10 protein-coding genes are annotated in these 16,435 nt (G+C 73.8%); 6 read left to right on the top strand and 4 right to left on the bottom strand.

The genetic code is table 11. The features are described 5' to 3' along the window. Positions 1 to 69 precede the first annotated feature (69 nt). Positions 70 to 1,932 carry an ABC transporter ATP-binding protein gene (locus tag OG580_RS25295; RefSeq protein ID WP_267045957.1) on the top strand — a complete coding sequence of 621 codons (1,863 nt, stop codon included), beginning with the start codon at positions 70 to 72 and terminating at the stop codon, positions 1,930 to 1,932. Then, positions 1,929 to 3,785: an ABC transporter ATP-binding protein gene (locus OG580_RS25290; RefSeq protein WP_267045956.1), complete on the top strand. Its 1,857-nt coding sequence runs from the start codon at positions 1,929 to 1,931 to the stop codon at positions 3,783 to 3,785. Before OG580_RS25295 ends, OG580_RS25290 begins: the two co-directional genes overlap by 4 nt. Before the next feature lie 57 nt (positions 3,786 to 3,842). On the opposite strand, the gene OG580_RS25285 is transcribed toward OG580_RS25290, so the two are convergent. Further along, a complete protein-coding gene (locus OG580_RS25285; RefSeq protein ID WP_267045955.1) occupies positions 3,843 to 5,336 on the bottom strand; it encodes an MFS transporter in 1,494 nt (497 codons plus the stop codon). Positions 5,337 to 5,461: 125 nt separating this feature from the next. On the opposite strand from OG580_RS25285, the gene OG580_RS25280 reads away from it, so the two are divergent. The 4 genes from OG580_RS25280 to OG580_RS25265 all read left to right on the top strand — a co-directional run bounded on the left by OG580_RS25280 (position 5,462) and on the right by OG580_RS25265 (position 10,969). Then, positions 5,462 to 6,373 carry a TetR/AcrR family transcriptional regulator C-terminal domain-containing protein gene (locus tag OG580_RS25280; RefSeq protein ID WP_267045954.1) on the top strand — a complete coding sequence of 304 codons (912 nt, stop codon included), beginning with the start codon at positions 5,462 to 5,464 and terminating at the stop codon, positions 6,371 to 6,373. Positions 6,374 to 6,576: 203 nt separating this feature from the next. Beyond that, positions 6,577 to 8,610 carry a M4 family metallopeptidase gene (locus tag OG580_RS25275; protein WP_267045953.1) on the top strand — a complete coding sequence of 678 codons (2,034 nt, stop codon included), beginning with the start codon at positions 6,577 to 6,579 and terminating at the stop codon, positions 8,608 to 8,610. Positions 8,611 to 8,709: 99 nt separating this feature from the next. Further along, on the top strand, positions 8,710 to 9,366 hold the full coding sequence (locus OG580_RS25270) for a response regulator transcription factor (protein ID WP_267045952.1): 657 nt from the start codon (positions 8,710 to 8,712) through the stop codon (positions 9,364 to 9,366). Next, positions 9,359 to 10,969: a histidine kinase gene (locus OG580_RS25265; RefSeq protein WP_267045951.1), complete on the top strand. Its 1,611-nt coding sequence runs from the start codon at positions 9,359 to 9,361 to the stop codon at positions 10,967 to 10,969. Before OG580_RS25270 ends, OG580_RS25265 begins: the two co-directional genes overlap by 8 nt. 66 nt (positions 10,970 to 11,035) lie before the next feature. Here the strand turns inward: OG580_RS25265 and glgP are convergent, their stop codons facing one another. The 3 genes from glgP to OG580_RS25250 form a co-directional block, all read right to left on the bottom strand. Then, a complete protein-coding gene (gene glgP / locus OG580_RS25260) occupies positions 11,036 to 13,585 on the bottom strand; it encodes an alpha-glucan family phosphorylase (protein WP_267045950.1) in 2,550 nt (849 codons plus the stop codon). Between the two features lie 276 nt (positions 13,586 to 13,861). Then, positions 13,862 to 15,196 (bottom strand): FAD-dependent monooxygenase, encoded by a 1,335-nt coding sequence (locus tag OG580_RS25255; protein ID WP_267045949.1) that lies wholly within the window; start codon positions 15,194 to 15,196, stop codon positions 13,862 to 13,864. 22 nt (positions 15,197 to 15,218) lie between these two features. Further along, positions 15,219 to 16,325 carry a monodechloroaminopyrrolnitrin synthase PrnB family protein gene (locus tag OG580_RS25250; protein ID WP_267045948.1) on the bottom strand — a complete coding sequence of 369 codons (1,107 nt, stop codon included), beginning with the start codon at positions 16,323 to 16,325 and terminating at the stop codon, positions 15,219 to 15,221. Positions 16,326 to 16,435: the final 110 nt, after the last annotated feature.

Below are 16,435 nucleotides of genomic sequence, written 5' to 3'. Positions count from 1 at the left end.
CGCCCCGGAGGGAGCTCGGCGGGAAAACCGGATGAGACGTGTCAGTGGTGAACCGTATGGTCGGACCTGATGCCCGAGAAACCCTTGCCCCCAGAAGAATCCCCCGCGGATTCCCCCGCGACCGCCCCGGACCGCTCGGCGGTGCGCGTACTGCTGCGGTTGTGGCCGTACGTCCGCCCCGTGCGCGCGCGGCTGTTCACGGCCGCGCTCGTCGCGATCGTCGCGTCCTGTCTGTCGCTCGTCATCCCGCTCGTCCTGAAGTGGATGGTGGACGGGCCCGTCGCGGACCGCGATCCCGGCGGGGTGTGGCTGGGCGCGCTCTACCTGCTGCTCCTGGGCATCACCGAGGCCGTGCTCTTCGGGTACCGGCGCTGGCTGGTGGCGCGGCCGCTCTCCGGGGTCGAGGCGCGGATGCGGGCCGACCTGTACCGCAGGCTCCAGCGGCTGCCGATCGCCTTCCACGACCGGTGGGCGTCGGGGCAGCTGCTCTCGCGCGGGACGACCGACCTGATGCTGGTCCGGATGTTCCTGGCCTTCCCGCTGACGTTCCTGCTGGTCAACGCGGTGACGATCCTGGCCGGTTACGTCCTGCTGCTCGCCCAGGACTGGTCCCTCGGCCTGGTGCTGCTCACGCCCGTGGTGCCGCTGGTGATCGTCTGCTCGCTCTTCGAGGGCCGGTACGGGGTCGTGGCGCGGCGCGCCCAGGACCAGGTCGGCGACCTGACGACGGTCGTCGAGGAGAGCGTCCTCGGCATCCGGATCGTCAAGGGCTTCGGCCGGCACCGCAGCCAGGCGCGCGCCTTCAAGGCACTCGCGGAGCTGCTGCGCGGCACCGAGCTCACCAAGGCACGGCTGCTCGCCATGATCTGGGCGGTCATCACGGTCGTCCCCGAGCTGGCCATCGGGGCGGCGCTGGTCCTCGGCACCGTGCAGGTGGCGGACGGGGACCTGACGGCGGGCACGCTCGTCGCGTTCCTGTCGACGGCGCTCGCGCTGCGCTGGCCCGTCGAGTCGATCGGCTTCCTGCTCGCGATGAGCCAGGAGGCGGCGACCGCGACGGAGCGGTACTTCGAGGTGATGGACGCGGAGGAGGAGCCGGAGACGACGGGCTCCGCCACGGCCCCCGGGGCGGAGGACGGCCCCGGCGGGGTGCGGTTCGAGGGCGTGTCGTTCCGCTACCCGGACGCGTCGGAGGACACCCCGCCCGTTCTGGAGGGGATCGATCTGCACATCCGCCCCGGCGAGACCCTGGCCCTGGTCGGCGGAACCGGCTCCGGCAAGACGACGCTCACCGCGCTCGTACCGCGGCTGCACGAGGCGACCGGCGGGCGGATCCTGCTGGACGGCGAGGACATCGCGCTGATGGAGCGGGAGCGGCTGCGGACCCTGGTGTCGGTGGCCTTCGAGGAGCCGACGCTGTTCTCGGCGAGCGTCGGGGAGAACGTCCTGATGGGCGCGGAGGCCGGGGCCGGTGAGCCGGAGCTGCGGCGCGCCCTCGGCCTGGCGCAGGCGGACGGCTTCGTCGACCGGCTGCCGGAGGGCGCGGCGACGCAGGTCGGCGAGCAGGGCCTGAGTCTGTCGGGCGGTCAGCGGCAGCGGCTCGCGCTGGCGCGCGCGGTGGTCGGCCGGCCCCGTTTCCTGGTCCTCGACGACCCCCTCTCGGCGCTCGACGTGCACACGGAGGCACGGGTGGAGGCGGCCCTTCGGGACGTCCTCCGCGAGACGACGGCACTGGTCGTGGCGCACCGCCCGTCGACGGTGATGCTGGCCGACCGGGTCGCGCTGCTCTCCCGGGGCCGGATCGCGGCGGTGGGCACGCATCAGGAACTGCTGCGGAGCAACGAGGAGTACGCCTGGCTGATGTCCGGCGAGGACAGGGCCGGGCACACGAGCACGGACGAGGCCGGCACCGAGGGGAACGAGGACCGATGACGGACACCACCGTCGCGACGAGGGACGAAGCCCCGCACGCGCCCCTGCCCGACACACCGCCGACGGACCCCTTCGACCGCGACGACCTGCCGTCGCCGCCGGGAGCGACGGGCGCGCTGCTGCGCTCGCTGCTCGCCACGCACCGGCTGCGGGTCACGGTCGCCGCGCTCGTCCTCCTCGTCAAGGAGGTGGCGATCCAGGCGGGACCGCTGCTCGTCGCGTACGCCATCGACCGGGGCGTCCCGGCCTTCCGGGCGGGAGACCACGGCCCGGTGGTGGCGGTCGCGCTCGGCTACCTGCTCTGCGCCACGCTCTCGGGACTCCTCCAGTACGCCTTCGTACGGGTGGCTGCCCGGGTCAACCAGGACGTGCTGCTCGATCTGCGCGGCCGGATCTTCCGCCACGCGCAGGTCCTGAGCGTCGACTTCCACGAGCGCTACACCTCGGGCCGCCTGATCTCCCGCTCGACGACGGACGTCGAGTCGCTCCGCGAGCTGCTCTCGGAGGGCCTGCAGGAACTGATCGGCGTCGTCCTCTCCTTCGTCTCCATCGCCGTCATCCTGCTCTGGCTCGACCTGGGCATCGGTGGGGTGGCCGTGGCCTCCTTCGTCCCGCTCTACCTGCTCGTACGGCTCTACCGCCGCCGCGCGGGCGCGGTGTACGCCGAGCGGTCCACGGCCATCGCGGGCGTGATCGTGAAGTTCGCGGAGACGATGAACGGGATCCGCCCGGTCCGGGCGTTCCGCCGCGAGGAGACGAACGACACCGAGTTCGCGGCGCTCAACCGCCGGCACGAGCTCAGCAACGGCGACGCGCTCCTGGAGATGGCCCGCTACGTCGTCGGTTCGCGGCTCGTCGCGAACACGGCGGTGGCGGGCATGTGCCTGTGGGGGGCGTACCGCGTCGCGGACGGCACCCTGGAGCTGGGCGTCCTGGCGGCGGCCGTGCTGTACATGCGGCGCCTGTACGACCCGATCGACCGGCTCGGGATGTTCCTCAACTCGTACGAGTCGGCGGCGGCGAGCCTCGCCAAGATCGCGGGTCTCCTGGCGCAGGAGCCGGGAGTCCCGGAGGCGACGGAGCCGAGGGAGCTGCCCGCGCGCACGGGCGCACCCGGCCGCGAGGTGGTCTTCGAGAAGGTCCGGTTCGCCTACCGCACGGGCGGCGAGGTGCTGCCCACCTTCGACCTGGCGATCCCGGCGGGCCAGACGGTGGCGGTGGTGGGCGCGACGGGCGCGGGCAAGTCGACGCTGGCGAAGCTCCTGGCGCGCTTCTACGACCCGACGGACGGCCGGGTCCTGCTCGACGGGGTGGACCTCCGGGACCTCGCCACACCGGAGCTCCGGCGAGGTGTCGTCATGGTCACGCAGGAGGCGTTCCTCTTCTCCGGGACGGTGGCGGAGAACATCGCGATCGGCCGCCCTGACGCCACCCGCGAGGAGATCGAGGCGGCGGCGAAGGCGATCGGGGCCCACGAGTTCATCGCGGGCCTCCCGGACGGCTACGACACGGACGTACGCAAGCGGGGCGGCCGCATCTCGGCGGGCCAGCGCCAGCTCGTGGCCTTCGCCCGGGCGCTCCTGGCGGACCCGGCGGTCCTGATCCTGGACGAGGCGACGAGCTCGCTGGACGTGCCGGGCGAACGGGCGGTGCAGCGGGCGATGGACACGGTCCTGGCGGGCCGTACGGCGGTGGTCATCGCCCACCGCCTCTCCACGGTCGAGGTGGCGGACCGGGTCCTGGTGATGGAGGCGGGCCGGGTGATCGAGGACGGCACGCCGAGGACCCTGGTGAGGAACGAGGGCCAGTACGCGAGCCTGCACCGCGCCTGGCGGGACAGCCTGGTGGGCTGAGCGGCAACCCGCCGGGCGGGGGCACCGGCCCCGGAACGTCTCCCGCCCGGCCATCACTCAGGTACGCCCCCGCAACAGGACGACCGACATCACGGCAGCGACGAGCATCAGCAGCGAAGCCCCCACCGCGGCACCGCTCATGGCCTCGGTGAAGGCGGAACGAGCCGCGTCGAGGACGTCCGGCGTCCCCGTCAGCGCACCGCCCAGCGTCTCCCGGGCGGCGGCGGGGGCCGAGGGGGGCATCGCGGCGGTGTAGACGGCGGCGCCGATCGAGCCGAGGATCGCCATGCCGAGCGCCCCGCCGAGCTCCTGGCCCGATTCGAGGACGGCTGCGGCCGCGCCCGCGCGCTCGGGCGGGGCGGCGCCGAGGGCGAGTTCGTTGGCGAGGGTCATGGCGGAGACGAGCCCGGCGGCGTAGAGGGCGCAGGCCACGAGGACCACCCAGAGCGGGGTGGCGCGGTCGACGCCCGCCATCCAGGCGAAGCCGCCGGCGGAGACGAGGAAACCGCCCCCCATCACGTACGCCCGGTCGACCCGGCGGGCGAGGGCCGCGGCGGTCGGGGCGGCGACGAGGACGCCGAGGGTGGGGACCAGGCTCCACAGGGCCGCTTCGAGCGGGCTCTGGCCGAGGACGGACTGCAGGTACTGGGTGAGGAAGACGGCGAAGCCGACGGTCGCCACCATGGCGAGCAGGTTGACGAGGACGGAGCCGCCGTAGGCCCGGGTACGGATCAGGGCGAGGTCGACCATGGGATGGGCGATCCGACGCTGTCGGCGGACGAAGACACCGGCCAGGATCAGTCCGCCGGCCACGCCGAGGACGGGCAGCGGCGCCCACCCGTCCTTGGCGAGCTCCTTGATCCCGTGGATGAGGGGCAGCAGCGCGGCGAGGGAGAGCCCGGCACTCGCCAGGTCGAACGGCCCGGGAGTGGCCGCCCCCTTGGACTCGGGAAGCAGGAGGGGTCCGAGGACGAGGAGCAGGGCCATGGCGGGCAGGTTGACGAGGAAGACCGACCCCCACCAGAAGTGTTCGACGAGGGCGCCGCTGACGACGGGTCCGAGGGAGATGCCGCTCGCCATGACGGAGGTCCACAGGGTGACGGCCTTGGCCCGTTGGGCCGGGTCCCGGAAGAGGGTGCGGATCAGGGCGAGGGTGGTGGGCATGAGGCAGGCGCCGGCGAGCCCGAGGAGGGCCCGGGCGGCGATGAGGGCGCCGGGGGTGTGGGCGTAGGCGGCGGCGACGGAGGCGACGCCGAAGAGGGCGGCGCCGCCGAGGAGGAGCCGGCGGCGGCCGACGCGGTCGCCGAGGGCGCCCATGGTGACGAGGAGTCCGGCGAGGACGAAGCCGTAGGTGTCGAGGATCCAGAGCTGTTCGGTGGCTCCGGGGCGGAGGTCGGCGCTGATGGAGGGGATGGCGAAGTAGAGGACGGAGACGTCCATGGAGACGAGGAGGAGGGGCAGCATGAGGACGCAGAGGGCGGCCCATTCGCGCCGCCCGGCGCGGGAGGGCCCGGGTCCCGCGGTGTGTCCGGGGCTTGCGGTGAGTGTCATGGGAGCAAGGAAGCAGCGACGGGCGTACAAGGCCACTCCCGCCCTAGTGCACCGGGCATCACACCGTCAGAACCCCGCCACACCAAGGCGTACACCGTCCCGACCGCACTAGTACACTCCGCCGCGTGACGGACCAGCCGCCCTACCTCGCCATCGCCGCCGAGCTCCGCCGCCGGGTCCGGGCGGGCGAGCTGTCACCGGGCGACCTGGTGCCGTCGACGCGGGCGATCACGCGCGAGTGGGGCGTGGCGATGGCGACGGCCACGAAGGCGCTCGGGGTGCTGCGCCAGGAGGGTCTGGTGCGGCCGGAGCCGGGGGTGGGCACGGTGGTCGTCGCCCCGGCGGGACGACACGCGCAAGCGGATGGCGCCGAGCCGCTGTCACGGGAGCGCCTGGTCGAGACGGCACTCGAACTGGCCGACGCCGAGGGCCTGAACGCGCTGACGATGCGCCGGGTGGCGACGGCGCTCGGGGTGTCGACGATGACGCTGTACCGCCATGTGCCGGGAAAGGCCGAGCTGGTGCGGCTGATGGCGGACGCGGCCTGCGGCGAGGTGCCGCTGGGGCCGGTGCCGGCGGAGTGGCGGGTGGGCCTGGAGCGGGGGGCGCGCTGGCTGCGCGGGGTGTACGAGCGGCACCGGTGGATGGCGCACGCGATGGCCTCGTTCACACGGCCGGTCGCGACGCGGAACGCGATGGCGTACCTGGAGTGGGTGCTGCAGTCGTTGCGGGGCACTCCGCTGACGCACACGGAGAAGCTCCACGCGCATCTGCTGATCTTCGCCTACGTCCAGGGACTGTCGATGGCGGCCGATCTGGAGGAGCAGGCGCGGCAGGACACAGGGATCTCCGACGGCGAGTGGATGGAACAGAATGAGCCACGGTTCGACGCGATCCAGGCGGGCGGTTCGTACCCCGAGCTGAACTCCGTCAGCAGCGGCGGAGACTTCGGTCTGGACCTGGACGCGCTCTTCGAATTCGGGCTCCAGCGAACGCTGGACGGCATCGCGTCCATGATCGACGAAACGTCCGGTTAACGAACACGGACGTACGGGCAGCGGACGAATTCCGGCCAACTTGTCGATGCACTCCTGACAGGTCCCCGTCATTCCTGTCACTCTCTCCCCGGCTCTTCGCATCACTGTTCGCCGCTTCACCCGAACGTGCTCCACAGCTCTCCTTGCTCCGCCCGGACGGACCGACCCAGTCCGCCGGTACCCCCCTCGCATAAGGAGTCTGCGTGAGATCCACGCCCAGCCGCCGCGCCACCGCGACCGGCGCTCTGATCGCTGCCGCCGCCATGCTCGCCGTGAGCGTCCAGACCGGTTCCGCCACCGCGGCCAACACCCCCTGGGGCGCAGCCTCGAAGGCCCAGCAGGGCACTTCGGCGAACCCCGGCAAGCTCCCGGCCGACCTCTCCCCGGCCGAGCGCACCGCGCTCATCAAGGCCGCCGACGCCGACAAGGCCGCCACGGCCAAGGCCCTCGGCCTCGGCGCCCAGGAGAAACTGGTCGTCCGTGACGTCGTGCAGGACCGCGACGGCACGACCCACACGCGCTACGAGCGCACCTACGCCGGACTGCCCGTCCTCGGCGGCGACCTCGTCGTCGAGGAGTCCAAGGCCGGCGCGACCCAGAGCGTCTCCAAGGCCTCCCGCGCGGAGCTGAAGAACGTCGACACCAGCGCGACCGTCACGCCGGCCGCCGCCGAGAAGCAGGCCGTCGGCCTCGCCCAGGCGGACGGCTCCGACAAGGCCGCCGCCGAGCGCGCCCCGCGCAAGGTCGTCTGGATGGCCCAGGGCGCTCCCGTCCTCGCGTACGAGACCGTCGTCGGCGGTCTCCAGCACGACGGCACGCCGAACGAGCTGCACGTCGTCACCGACGCGAAGACCGGCAAGAAGCTGTACGAGTGGCAGGCCGTCGAGACCGGCACCGGCAACACCCAGTACAGCGGCTCGGTCACGCTCGGCACGGCGCCCTCGTACACGCTGACCGACACGACCCGCGGCAACCACAAGACGTACAACCTCAACCGGGGTACGTCGGGCACCGGGACGCTGTTCTCCGGCAGCGACGACGTCTGGGGCAACGGCACCCCGCAGGACCTGGAGACCGCCGGCGCCGACGCGCACTACGGCGCCGCGCTCACCTGGGACTACTACAAGAACGTCCAGGGCCGCAACGGCATCCGCGGCGACGGTGTCGGCGCGTACTCCCGCGTCCACTACGGCAACGCGTACGTCAACGCCTTCTGGCAGGACTCCTGCTTCTGCATGACGTACGGCGACGGCGCCAACAACACCAAGCCGCTCACGTCCATCGACGTGGCCGCGCACGAGATGACGCACGGCGTCACCTCCAACACCGCGGGCCTCCAGTACAGCGGCGAGTCCGGCGGCCTCAACGAGGCCACCTCGGACATCTTCGCGGCAGCCGTCGAGTTCTACGCCAACAACTCCAACGACCCGGGCGACTACCTGGTCGGCGAGAAGATCGACATCCGCGGCAACGGCACCCCGCTGCGCTACATGGACAAGCCGAGCAAGGACGGCTCGTCCAAGGACGCCTGGTACTCGGGCATAGGCTCGATCGACGTCCACTACTCCTCGGGCCCGGCGAACCACTTCTTCTACCTGCTCTCCGAGGGCAGCGGCGTCAAGACCGTCAACGGCGTCACCTACGACTCGCCGACCTCCGACGGCCTGCCCGTCACCGGCATCGGCCGGGACAAGGCCGCGCTGATCTGGTTCAAGGCGCTCACCACCAAGTGGGGCACGACCACGAACTACGCCGGTGCCCGCACCGGCACGGTCGACGTCGCCAAGGCGCTCTACGGCGCGACCAGCCCCGAGGTCGCGGCCGTCGAGGACGCCTGGGCCGCCATCAACGTGGGTCCGCGCTCCGGCGGCGGCACCCCGCCCACCGGCACGTCCTTCGAGAACACGGCCGACGTGTCCATCCCGGACTCCCCCGGCGCCGCGGTCACCTCGACGGTCAACGTCACCGGGATCACCGGCAACGCCCCGACCAACCTCGCCGTCGGCGTGGACATCGTCCACACCTACCGCGGTGACCTCGTCGTCGACCTCATCGCCCCCGACGGCTCGGTCTACAGCCTGAGCAACCGGTCCGGCGGCAGCGCCGACAACATCGTCCAGACCTTCACCGTGAACGCCTCCTCAGAGGTCGCCAACGGCGCCTGGAAGCTCCGCGTCCAGGACAAGGCCTCGATCGACACCGGCTACATCAACGCCTTCAAGCTCACCTTCCCGTAACCCCGGAAGGCGCAACGAGAAGCGCGCTGAAGTGAGGTGACGGACGCCCGGAGGGAACCTTCCCTCCGGGCGTCCGCGCTTCTGCCTACCCTGGGGCGCATGATCAGGGTGCTGCTGGCGGACGACGAGACGATGATCAGGGCCGGGGTCCGGGCCATCCTCACCACCGACCCCGGGATCGAGGTGGTCGCCGAGGCCGGCGACGGCCACGAGGCCGTGGAGCTCGCCCGCCTCCACCGGCCCGACGTCGCCCTGCTCGACATCCGGATGCCCCGGCTCGACGGACTCGGCGCCGCCGGGGAGCTGCGCGGGACCGTTCCGGACACGGCCGTCGTCATGCTCACCACCTTCTCCGAGGACGCCTACATCGCACGGGCGCTCGGCCTCGGCGTCAGCGGCTTCCTGCTCAAGTCCGGCGACCCGCGCGAACTCATCGCCGGGGTCCGGGCCGTGGCCGGGGGCGGCGCCGCCCTCTCCCCCGCCGTCGCCCGCCGGGTCATCGACACCCTCGGCGGCGAGCGCCTCGCCCGCGCCGCCGAGGCACGGACCCGCCTGGAGCCGCTCACCGGCCGGGAACGGGAGGTCGTCGCCCTGCTCGGCGCCGGGCTCTCCAACCAGGAGATCGCCGAGCGCCTGTACGTCGTCGAGGGCACCGTCAAGGCGCACGTGAGCGCCGTCCTCGGCCGCCTGGGCCTCCGCAACCGTGTGCAGCTCGCGGTCCTCGCGTACGAGGCGGGTGTGGTCCCCGATGCGTGAGCGGCTCTTCGACCTGGGGCTGTGGCTGCTGCTGTGCGTCCCGGTCCTGCTGCGGTCGGACCCCAACGACGGCGGGAGCTGGCCGCAGGTCGCCGTCGGCGTCGTGGTGCTCGGCGGCTGCGTCGCGATCAGCCGGAAGTGGCCGCCGGCGCCGATCGCGGTGACGGTCGCGCTGAGCCTGGCCGCCACCCTGGAGCTGTTCACGCCCTCGTACAGCCTGGCGCTCGTCGCCTTCGGCTATCTCGCCGGGCGCCGCCAGGAGCACACCCGGGGCGCGCTCTGGCTGTTCGGCGCGGTGGCCGCCGTCGGGCTGCTCCTCACCCGGATCACCAGCACCTCGCTCGGCCAGTGGTTCACGCTGCTGCTCGCGCTGGCGCTCGCCGTCGTCGCGCCCTGGCTGATCGGCCGTTACGTCCGCCAGTACGACCGTCTCGTGCACAGCGGCTGGGAACTCGCCGACCGGATGGAGCGGGAGCAGGCGGCCGTCGCCGACCGGGAGCGGCTGCGGGAACGGTCCCGTATCGCGGGCGACATGCACGACTCCCTCGGCCACGACCTGGCCCTGATCGCCGTACGGGCCGGCGTCCTGGAGGTCGACCCGGCCCTCGGCCCCGCCCAGCAGCACGCGGCCGGCGAGCTGCGCCGCGCGGCGGCCGACGCGACGGCCCGTCTCCGGGACGTCATCGGCGTCCTGCGGCAGCCCGACGAGGACCCGGCGCCCACGGCCCCCGGCGGCGCACCGGTCGAGGAGCTCGTCGCCCGGGCCCGCGCCTCCGGCCTCGCGGTCACCCTGACGGTCACCGGGGAGGGGCACGAGCCGGACGGGATGGCCGGGTGGGCGCTGCACCGGGTGGTCCAGGAGGCACTCACCAACGCGGCGAAGCACGCGCCGGGCGGCGGCGTGGACGTCCGGGTCGAGGCGGGTCCCGAGCGCGTCACCGTGGACGTCGTGAGCGCCCCCGGCTCGGCCGGGCCACCGCCGGCCTCGGGCGGCACGGGTCTGGTCGGCCTCGACGAGCGGGTGCGGCTCGCGGGCGGCTCCCTGACCCACGGGCCCACGCCCGATGGGGGCTTCGCGGTCCGGGCGACCCTGCCGCGCCGGGCACCGGCCGGCAGCCCGACGGCCTCCCCCACCGGCATCCCGACGGCCTCCCCGACCGGCATCCCGACGGCTTCCGCGACCGGGCCGGTGGCGGCCTCCCCCACCGCGTACGCCTCCCCGACCGCGCCGACCTCGGCCCGGGAGCTGGACCGGGCCCGCCGCGAGGTCCGCAAGGGCCTCGCACAGGCGATCTGGATCCCGCTCGCCCTGCTCGCCGCGCTCGGCCTGCTCATGGCCGGGGTCGCGCTCTGGACCCAGCACCAGTCGTACCTGGAGCCGGACGACTACGACCGGATGCGGACCGGTCAGTCGCTCACCGACATCACCGACGCCGAGGACCTGCCCGACCACCCGCTGGACGGCCCGCCGAAGGGGGCTCCGGCGGAGCCGCCCGGCATGGACGAGTGCCGGTACTACCGCTCCACGCTGCTCGCCGCGGTCCCGGTGTACCGGCTGTGCTTCGTCGACGGGCACCTCGCCGACAAGGCCGAGGTGCCGTAGGGGGTGCCTTGTCGATCAGCCCCGCGAGCCCGGCCTGATCGGCAGGACACCCCCAAGACCATCGCGCTACCGCAGCAGGACTCCCGCTCCCTCCCCCGTCGTCTCCTCCGGCAGCGCCACCAGGCCCAGTTCCGCCGGGTGGGCGAGGAGCGGGTGGGCGGGCAGGACGCGGACCGTGCAGCCGAAGGGGCCGGTGCGGTCGAGCTCCAGGGTGCCCGCGTAGGGCTGCCGGCCCTCCAGGTCCGGGCCGCCCGCCGGCTTCAGCGTGGCGGTACGGGTGTCCACGAGGGTGTCGTCGGTGCCGACCCGGCCGGTGACCGCCTGGACCTCGACGTCGTCGGGGCTCAGCCCGCCGAGGGAGACCCCGACCCGGACGACGGGCGTCGCACCGAGTTCGGCGTCCGTCTCCGCGAGGTCGTCGCCGATCTCCACGTGGTCGACGGACACCTTGGGCCACGCCTCCCGGACCCGGGCCTTCCAGGCCGCGAGCTCCCTCGCCCGGTCCGGGGTGAGCGCCCGGCGGGCCGCGCCGGCGGGGACGTAGAGCCGCTCGACGTACTCGCGGACCATCCGGTCGGCCAGGACCTTCGGGCCGAGGTCGGCGAGGGTGCGCCGGACCATCGCCGTCCAGCCGGCCGGCACCCCGTCAGGGCCCCGGTCGTAGAAGCGGGGCGCGACGCGGCGCTCGATCAGCTCGTAGAGGGCGGCGGCCTCCAGGTCGTCGCGGCGCTCCTCGTCGGCGGCGGCCGCGCCGTCGGCGGTCGGGATGGCCCAGCCGAAGTCGGGCTCGAACCACTCGTCCCACCAGCCGTCGAGGACGGAGAGGTTGAGACAGCCGTTGAGGGCGGCCTTCATCCCGCTGGTGCCGCAGGCCTCCAGGGGGCGGAGCGGGTTGTTGAGCCAGACGTCGCAGCCGGGGTACAGGTCCCGGGCCATCTCCATGCCGTAGTCGGGCAGGAAGACGATCCGGTGCCGGACCCGGGGGTCGTCGGCGAAGCGGACCAGCTCCTGCACGAGCCGCTTCCCGCCGTCGTCGGCGGGGTGCGCCTTTCCGGCGACGACCAGCTGCACGGGCCGCTCGGGGTGGAGCAGCAACGCCCGCAGCCGGTCCTTGTCACGCAGCATGAGCGTCAGCCGCTTGTACGAGGGGACCCGGCGGGCGAAGCCGATGGTGAGGACGTCGGGGTCGAGGACGGAGTCGGTCCAGCCGAGCTCGGCTGCGGCCGCACCGCGCTGCCGCCAGGACGCCCGGAGCCGTTCCCGTACGTCGGTCACGAGCCGTTCGCGCAGGGTGCGGCGCAGCTCCCACAGCTCCCGGTCGGCGGGGTCCTGGCCGAGCCGGCCGACCTCGGGGGCGACCCAGGTGGGGGCGTGCACGCCGTTCGTGATGGAGGTGATCGGCACCTCGTCGGCGTCGAAGCCCGGCCAGAGCCCGGCGAACATGGCCCGGCTGACGGCGCCGTGGAGCGTGGAGACGCCGTTCGCGCGCTGGGCGAGACGCAGGCCCATGGCGGCCATGTTGAAGACGCCGGGTTCGCCGCCGAGCGGGGTCTCGTCGCCGAGGGCGAGGACCCGGCCGGTGTCGACACCGGGGAGGGCGCCGTCCTCGCCGAGGTGGCGGGCGACCAGGCTCCGGTCGAAGCGGTCGATGCCGGCCGGGACGGGGGTGTGGGTGGTGAAGACGGCGCCGGCCCGGACGGTCTCCAGGGCGCTGTCGAAGTCGAGCCCCTCGTCCTGGAGTTCGCGGATGCGTTCGAGTCCGAGGAGTCCGGCGTGGCCCTCGTTGGTGTGGAAGACCTCGGGGTCGGGGGTGCCGGTGAGCCGGGTGTACGTGCGGACGGCGCGGACGCCGCCGATGCCGAGGAGCATCTCCTGGAGGAGCCGGTGCTCGCTGCCACCGCCGTACAGCCGGTCGGTGACGCTCCGTTCGCCGGGGGCGTTCTCCTCGACGTCGGAGTCGAGCATGAGGAGGGGGACGCGACCGACCCGGGCGATCCAGATGTGGGCGTGCAGGCTGCGCCCGCCGGGCAGGGCGAGGGTGATCCGGGCGGGGGCGCCGTCGGCCTCGCGGAGCAGGGTCACCGGCAGCTCGCCGGGGTCGAGGACGGGGTACTGCTCCTGCTGCCAGCCGTCGCGGGCGAGGGACTGCCGGAAGTAGCCGTGACGGTAGAGCAGGCCGACGCCGATCAGGGGGACGCCGAGGTCGCTGGCGGACTTGAGGTGGTCTCCGGCGAGGATGCCGAGGCCGCCGGAGTACTGGGGCAGGGCGGCGGCGACGCCGAACTCGGGCGAGAAGTAGGCGAGGGCGGCGGGGTTCTCGCCGGACCGGCCCTGGTACCAGCGGGGGGCGTGGAGATAGGTGTCGAGGTCCTCGGCGGCGGCCGCCAGCCGGGCGAGGAAGCCGGAGTCGGCGGCGAGCGCGGCGAGCCGGGGCGCTTCGAGGGCGCCGAGGACCCGGACGGGATCGGCGCCGGTCCGCCCCTCGGGGGCGAGGGACGCGAAGAGCGCGCGGGTGGGCTCGTGCCAGGACCAGCGCAGGTTGTGCGCGAGGTCGGCGAGGGGTCGAAGGGTGTCGGGGAGGACGGGACGCACGGTGAATCGACGGATTGCCTTCACGCGTTCCACCTTCGCAGGCGAGTACGGAGCGGAGTGGACGCACCACGCTGTGCGTCCGTCGTTCCGCTCCGACGGTAGGGCACCCGGCCCGGTCGGGCCACGGCGCGTGACCCGGCGCGGCGCGGCACACGATCAGCGCGACGGACGGCGCGTCATGGCGTGTCGCCGGGGGTTGGGGGCCGGGGGCAGGAGGCCGGGGGCCGCCCGACGTGTGGCCGCCGTCCCCGGCCCGTCCCCGGCCCGTCGACGGCCCGGGACGTCACCGCCCCGCGTGTCTCACCCGACGGCGGGCAGCGGGACCTCGTACGGGGAGCCCTGGTTGACCGTCGCCGGGTCGAAGGCGCCCGTCGCCGCGTACCGCCCGGCGATCGCGGCGAGTTCCTCCGCCGGGATGACCTCGTGGATGTCGGTGAAGCCGTGCGGCGCGCGCTCGTGGGCGAGGTTGATGACGACCTCGGGGCCGAGCCGCCGGTTGGCGTGCTGGAGCGCGGTCATGGCGGGCCGGCGGTCACGCTCGTACGCGGCGAGGGCCTCGGCCGGGTCACCGTGCAGGGCCAGCGCGTGCGCGAGGGCGCGCGCGTCGACGATCGACTGGGTGGCCCCGTTGGAGCCGATCGGGTACATGGCGTGGGCGGCGTCGCCGACGAGGGTCGTACGGCCGTGGGTCCAGCGGGCCAGGGGCTCGCGGTCGACCATCGGGTACTCGTGCGCGGAGTCGGCGGCGCGCAGCACGGCGGGGATGCTGACGCCGTCGAACTCCCATCCCTCGTAGAAGGGGAGAAACGTTTCCACGGGGACGGAGCGGTCCCAGTCGCCGCGCGACCGTTCCGCCCCGGACGCGCAGCACCCGGGGTCAGCCGGGCGGGCCAGCGCCCAGTTCACCAGGACCTCGCGGTCCGGTCCCGTCGGCCGGCTCATCGGGTACACCACGGCCTTCTGCCGGTTGTCACCCGCGACGACCATGAACGAACCCACCGCCCGCGCCGGCATCCGGGACACCCCCCGCCACACCAGCATCCCGTTCCACGGCGGCCCGCCCTCGCCCGGGTGCAGCGCCGCCCTGACCGCGGACCGGATGCCGTCCGCGCCGACCAGCACGTCCGGTTCGAGCGAGGCCCGGCCCCTGGCGGCCCCCGACCGGTGTTCGAGGCGCAGCCGGGGCCGGCCGTCCGGGAGCGGTTCCACCCCGCTCACCCGGACCCCGGTCACCAGCGACGCCGCGCCGAGCCTGGCCCGTACCGCCCCCGCCAGGACCTGCTGGAGGTGCGCGCGGTGCACCGAGAGCTGCGGCCAGCGGTAGCCCGCGCCGAGGCCGCGCGGCTCACGGGATATCAGGCCGCCCGACCGGTGGTAGTAGCGCAGCTCGCGGGTGGGCAGCGCGCCCGCGGCCAGCGCGTCGAGCAGGCCGAGCGCGTCCAGTTCGCGGACCGCGTTCGGCATCAGGTTGAGTCCGGCGCCGACCGGGCGGATCGCGGGCGCCGCCTCGACGACCGTGACCCGCTCGAATCCGGCGGCGTGCAGGGAGAGCGCGGTGGTCAGCCCGGCGACACCGCCACCGGCGATCACGACGTGCGGCCCGTTCCCGTACAGGGAGGAGAGGGGGGACGACATCTCGACTGCTCCTTTCACGGCGCTACGCGGCCGTCGGTCCGGCAGGGGCCCCGGCGGGCCGGCGGCGCTCGGTCGAACGGCGCACCATGGTCTCGTTCTCCCTGGTGAGGTCGAGGATCGAGCGCAGCAGCGCGACGGGGGCGCCGCCGCTGCCCTCCTCGTACCGGCGCAGGTCGTCGCTGTACGCCTTGCGGGCGATGCCGATGTGGCGGGCCCGGAACGTCTTGAGGATCCGTAACACCCGGCCGAGCGCGGCCGCCGAGGCGGAGAGCGGGGACGGCAGCCGGTCGGCCCGCAGCCGGTCGACCGCCGCCGACAGCTTGCTCACCGCCGACACCCCGCCCCGGTGCCGGTCGTGGAACTCCCGCCAGGCCGGCAGCGCGTACGGCAGCGACTCGGCCAGGAAGGCGTCGTAGGCGGGGTCGGGGCGGTCGCACTGCCAGAGCGTCAGGTCGACCGGCCAGAGCGGGACCTGCGCGGCGGCCGGACCCAGGTAGTCGCGGCCCGCCACCTCGACCTCCTCGAAGTACGGCCGCAGGGTCACCGCGAAGTACTCCGGCGAGACCTGCGCGACCGTGAGGTCGATCGAGTCCACCATCGCCCGCAGGTGCCGGGCGACCCGGTCCAAGGCGGTGGCGAAGCCGGGGTCGTACGGTTCGAGCCGGGCGATCCGGGAGCAGTCGTCGAGCGCCGCGACCAGGCCCGGGAACACCATCCGGACCGCCTCCTGGAGCCGGGCCTCCGCCGGGTGGCCGGTGTACGAGCGGCGGCGCCGGCCGACCGGGTTCCAGGTCGTGTAGTGGTGGACCGTGTCCCGGGGCACCATGTCCGTGCGGCGGCCCAGGAGTTCGAGCACCGGAAGCGCCTCGGGGACGGCCGCGAGCGGCTGCACTCCGTGCCGCTTCAGCGAGCCGAGCAGGATGCCGAGGTCCCGCATCGCCGCCAGCGCGTCCCCGACGCTCCACTCCGCGGCCCGGTCCGGGTCGGGGAGCAGGGCGCGCAGCGCGACGGCCAGGGCGGCCGTGTCGCCCGCGGCGTTCATCGCGGGCACCGCGGCGAGCAGGGCGTCGGCGCCCAGCGGGTCGGCGGCTCGTATGTCCTCGGTCCGATGACGCGGATCGCCGAACAAGGAACGCTCCTTTTCGTTTGAGGCTCGGTTCGCCTCCGGGGCGCACGCGCGGCTGTCGACGGCCGCGCGCCCCTTCGGCTCACGTGCCGGTGGTCGTGGGCATCGTTCGG

The sequence above is a fragment of the Streptomyces sp. NBC_00094 genome, from assembly GCF_026343125.1.
In the GTDB taxonomy this organism is placed as follows: Bacteria; Actinomycetota; Actinomycetes; order Streptomycetales; family Streptomycetaceae; genus Streptomyces.
Note: the sequence above shows the minus strand (reverse complement) of the source record. Positions and strands in the feature narration are given on the sequence as shown.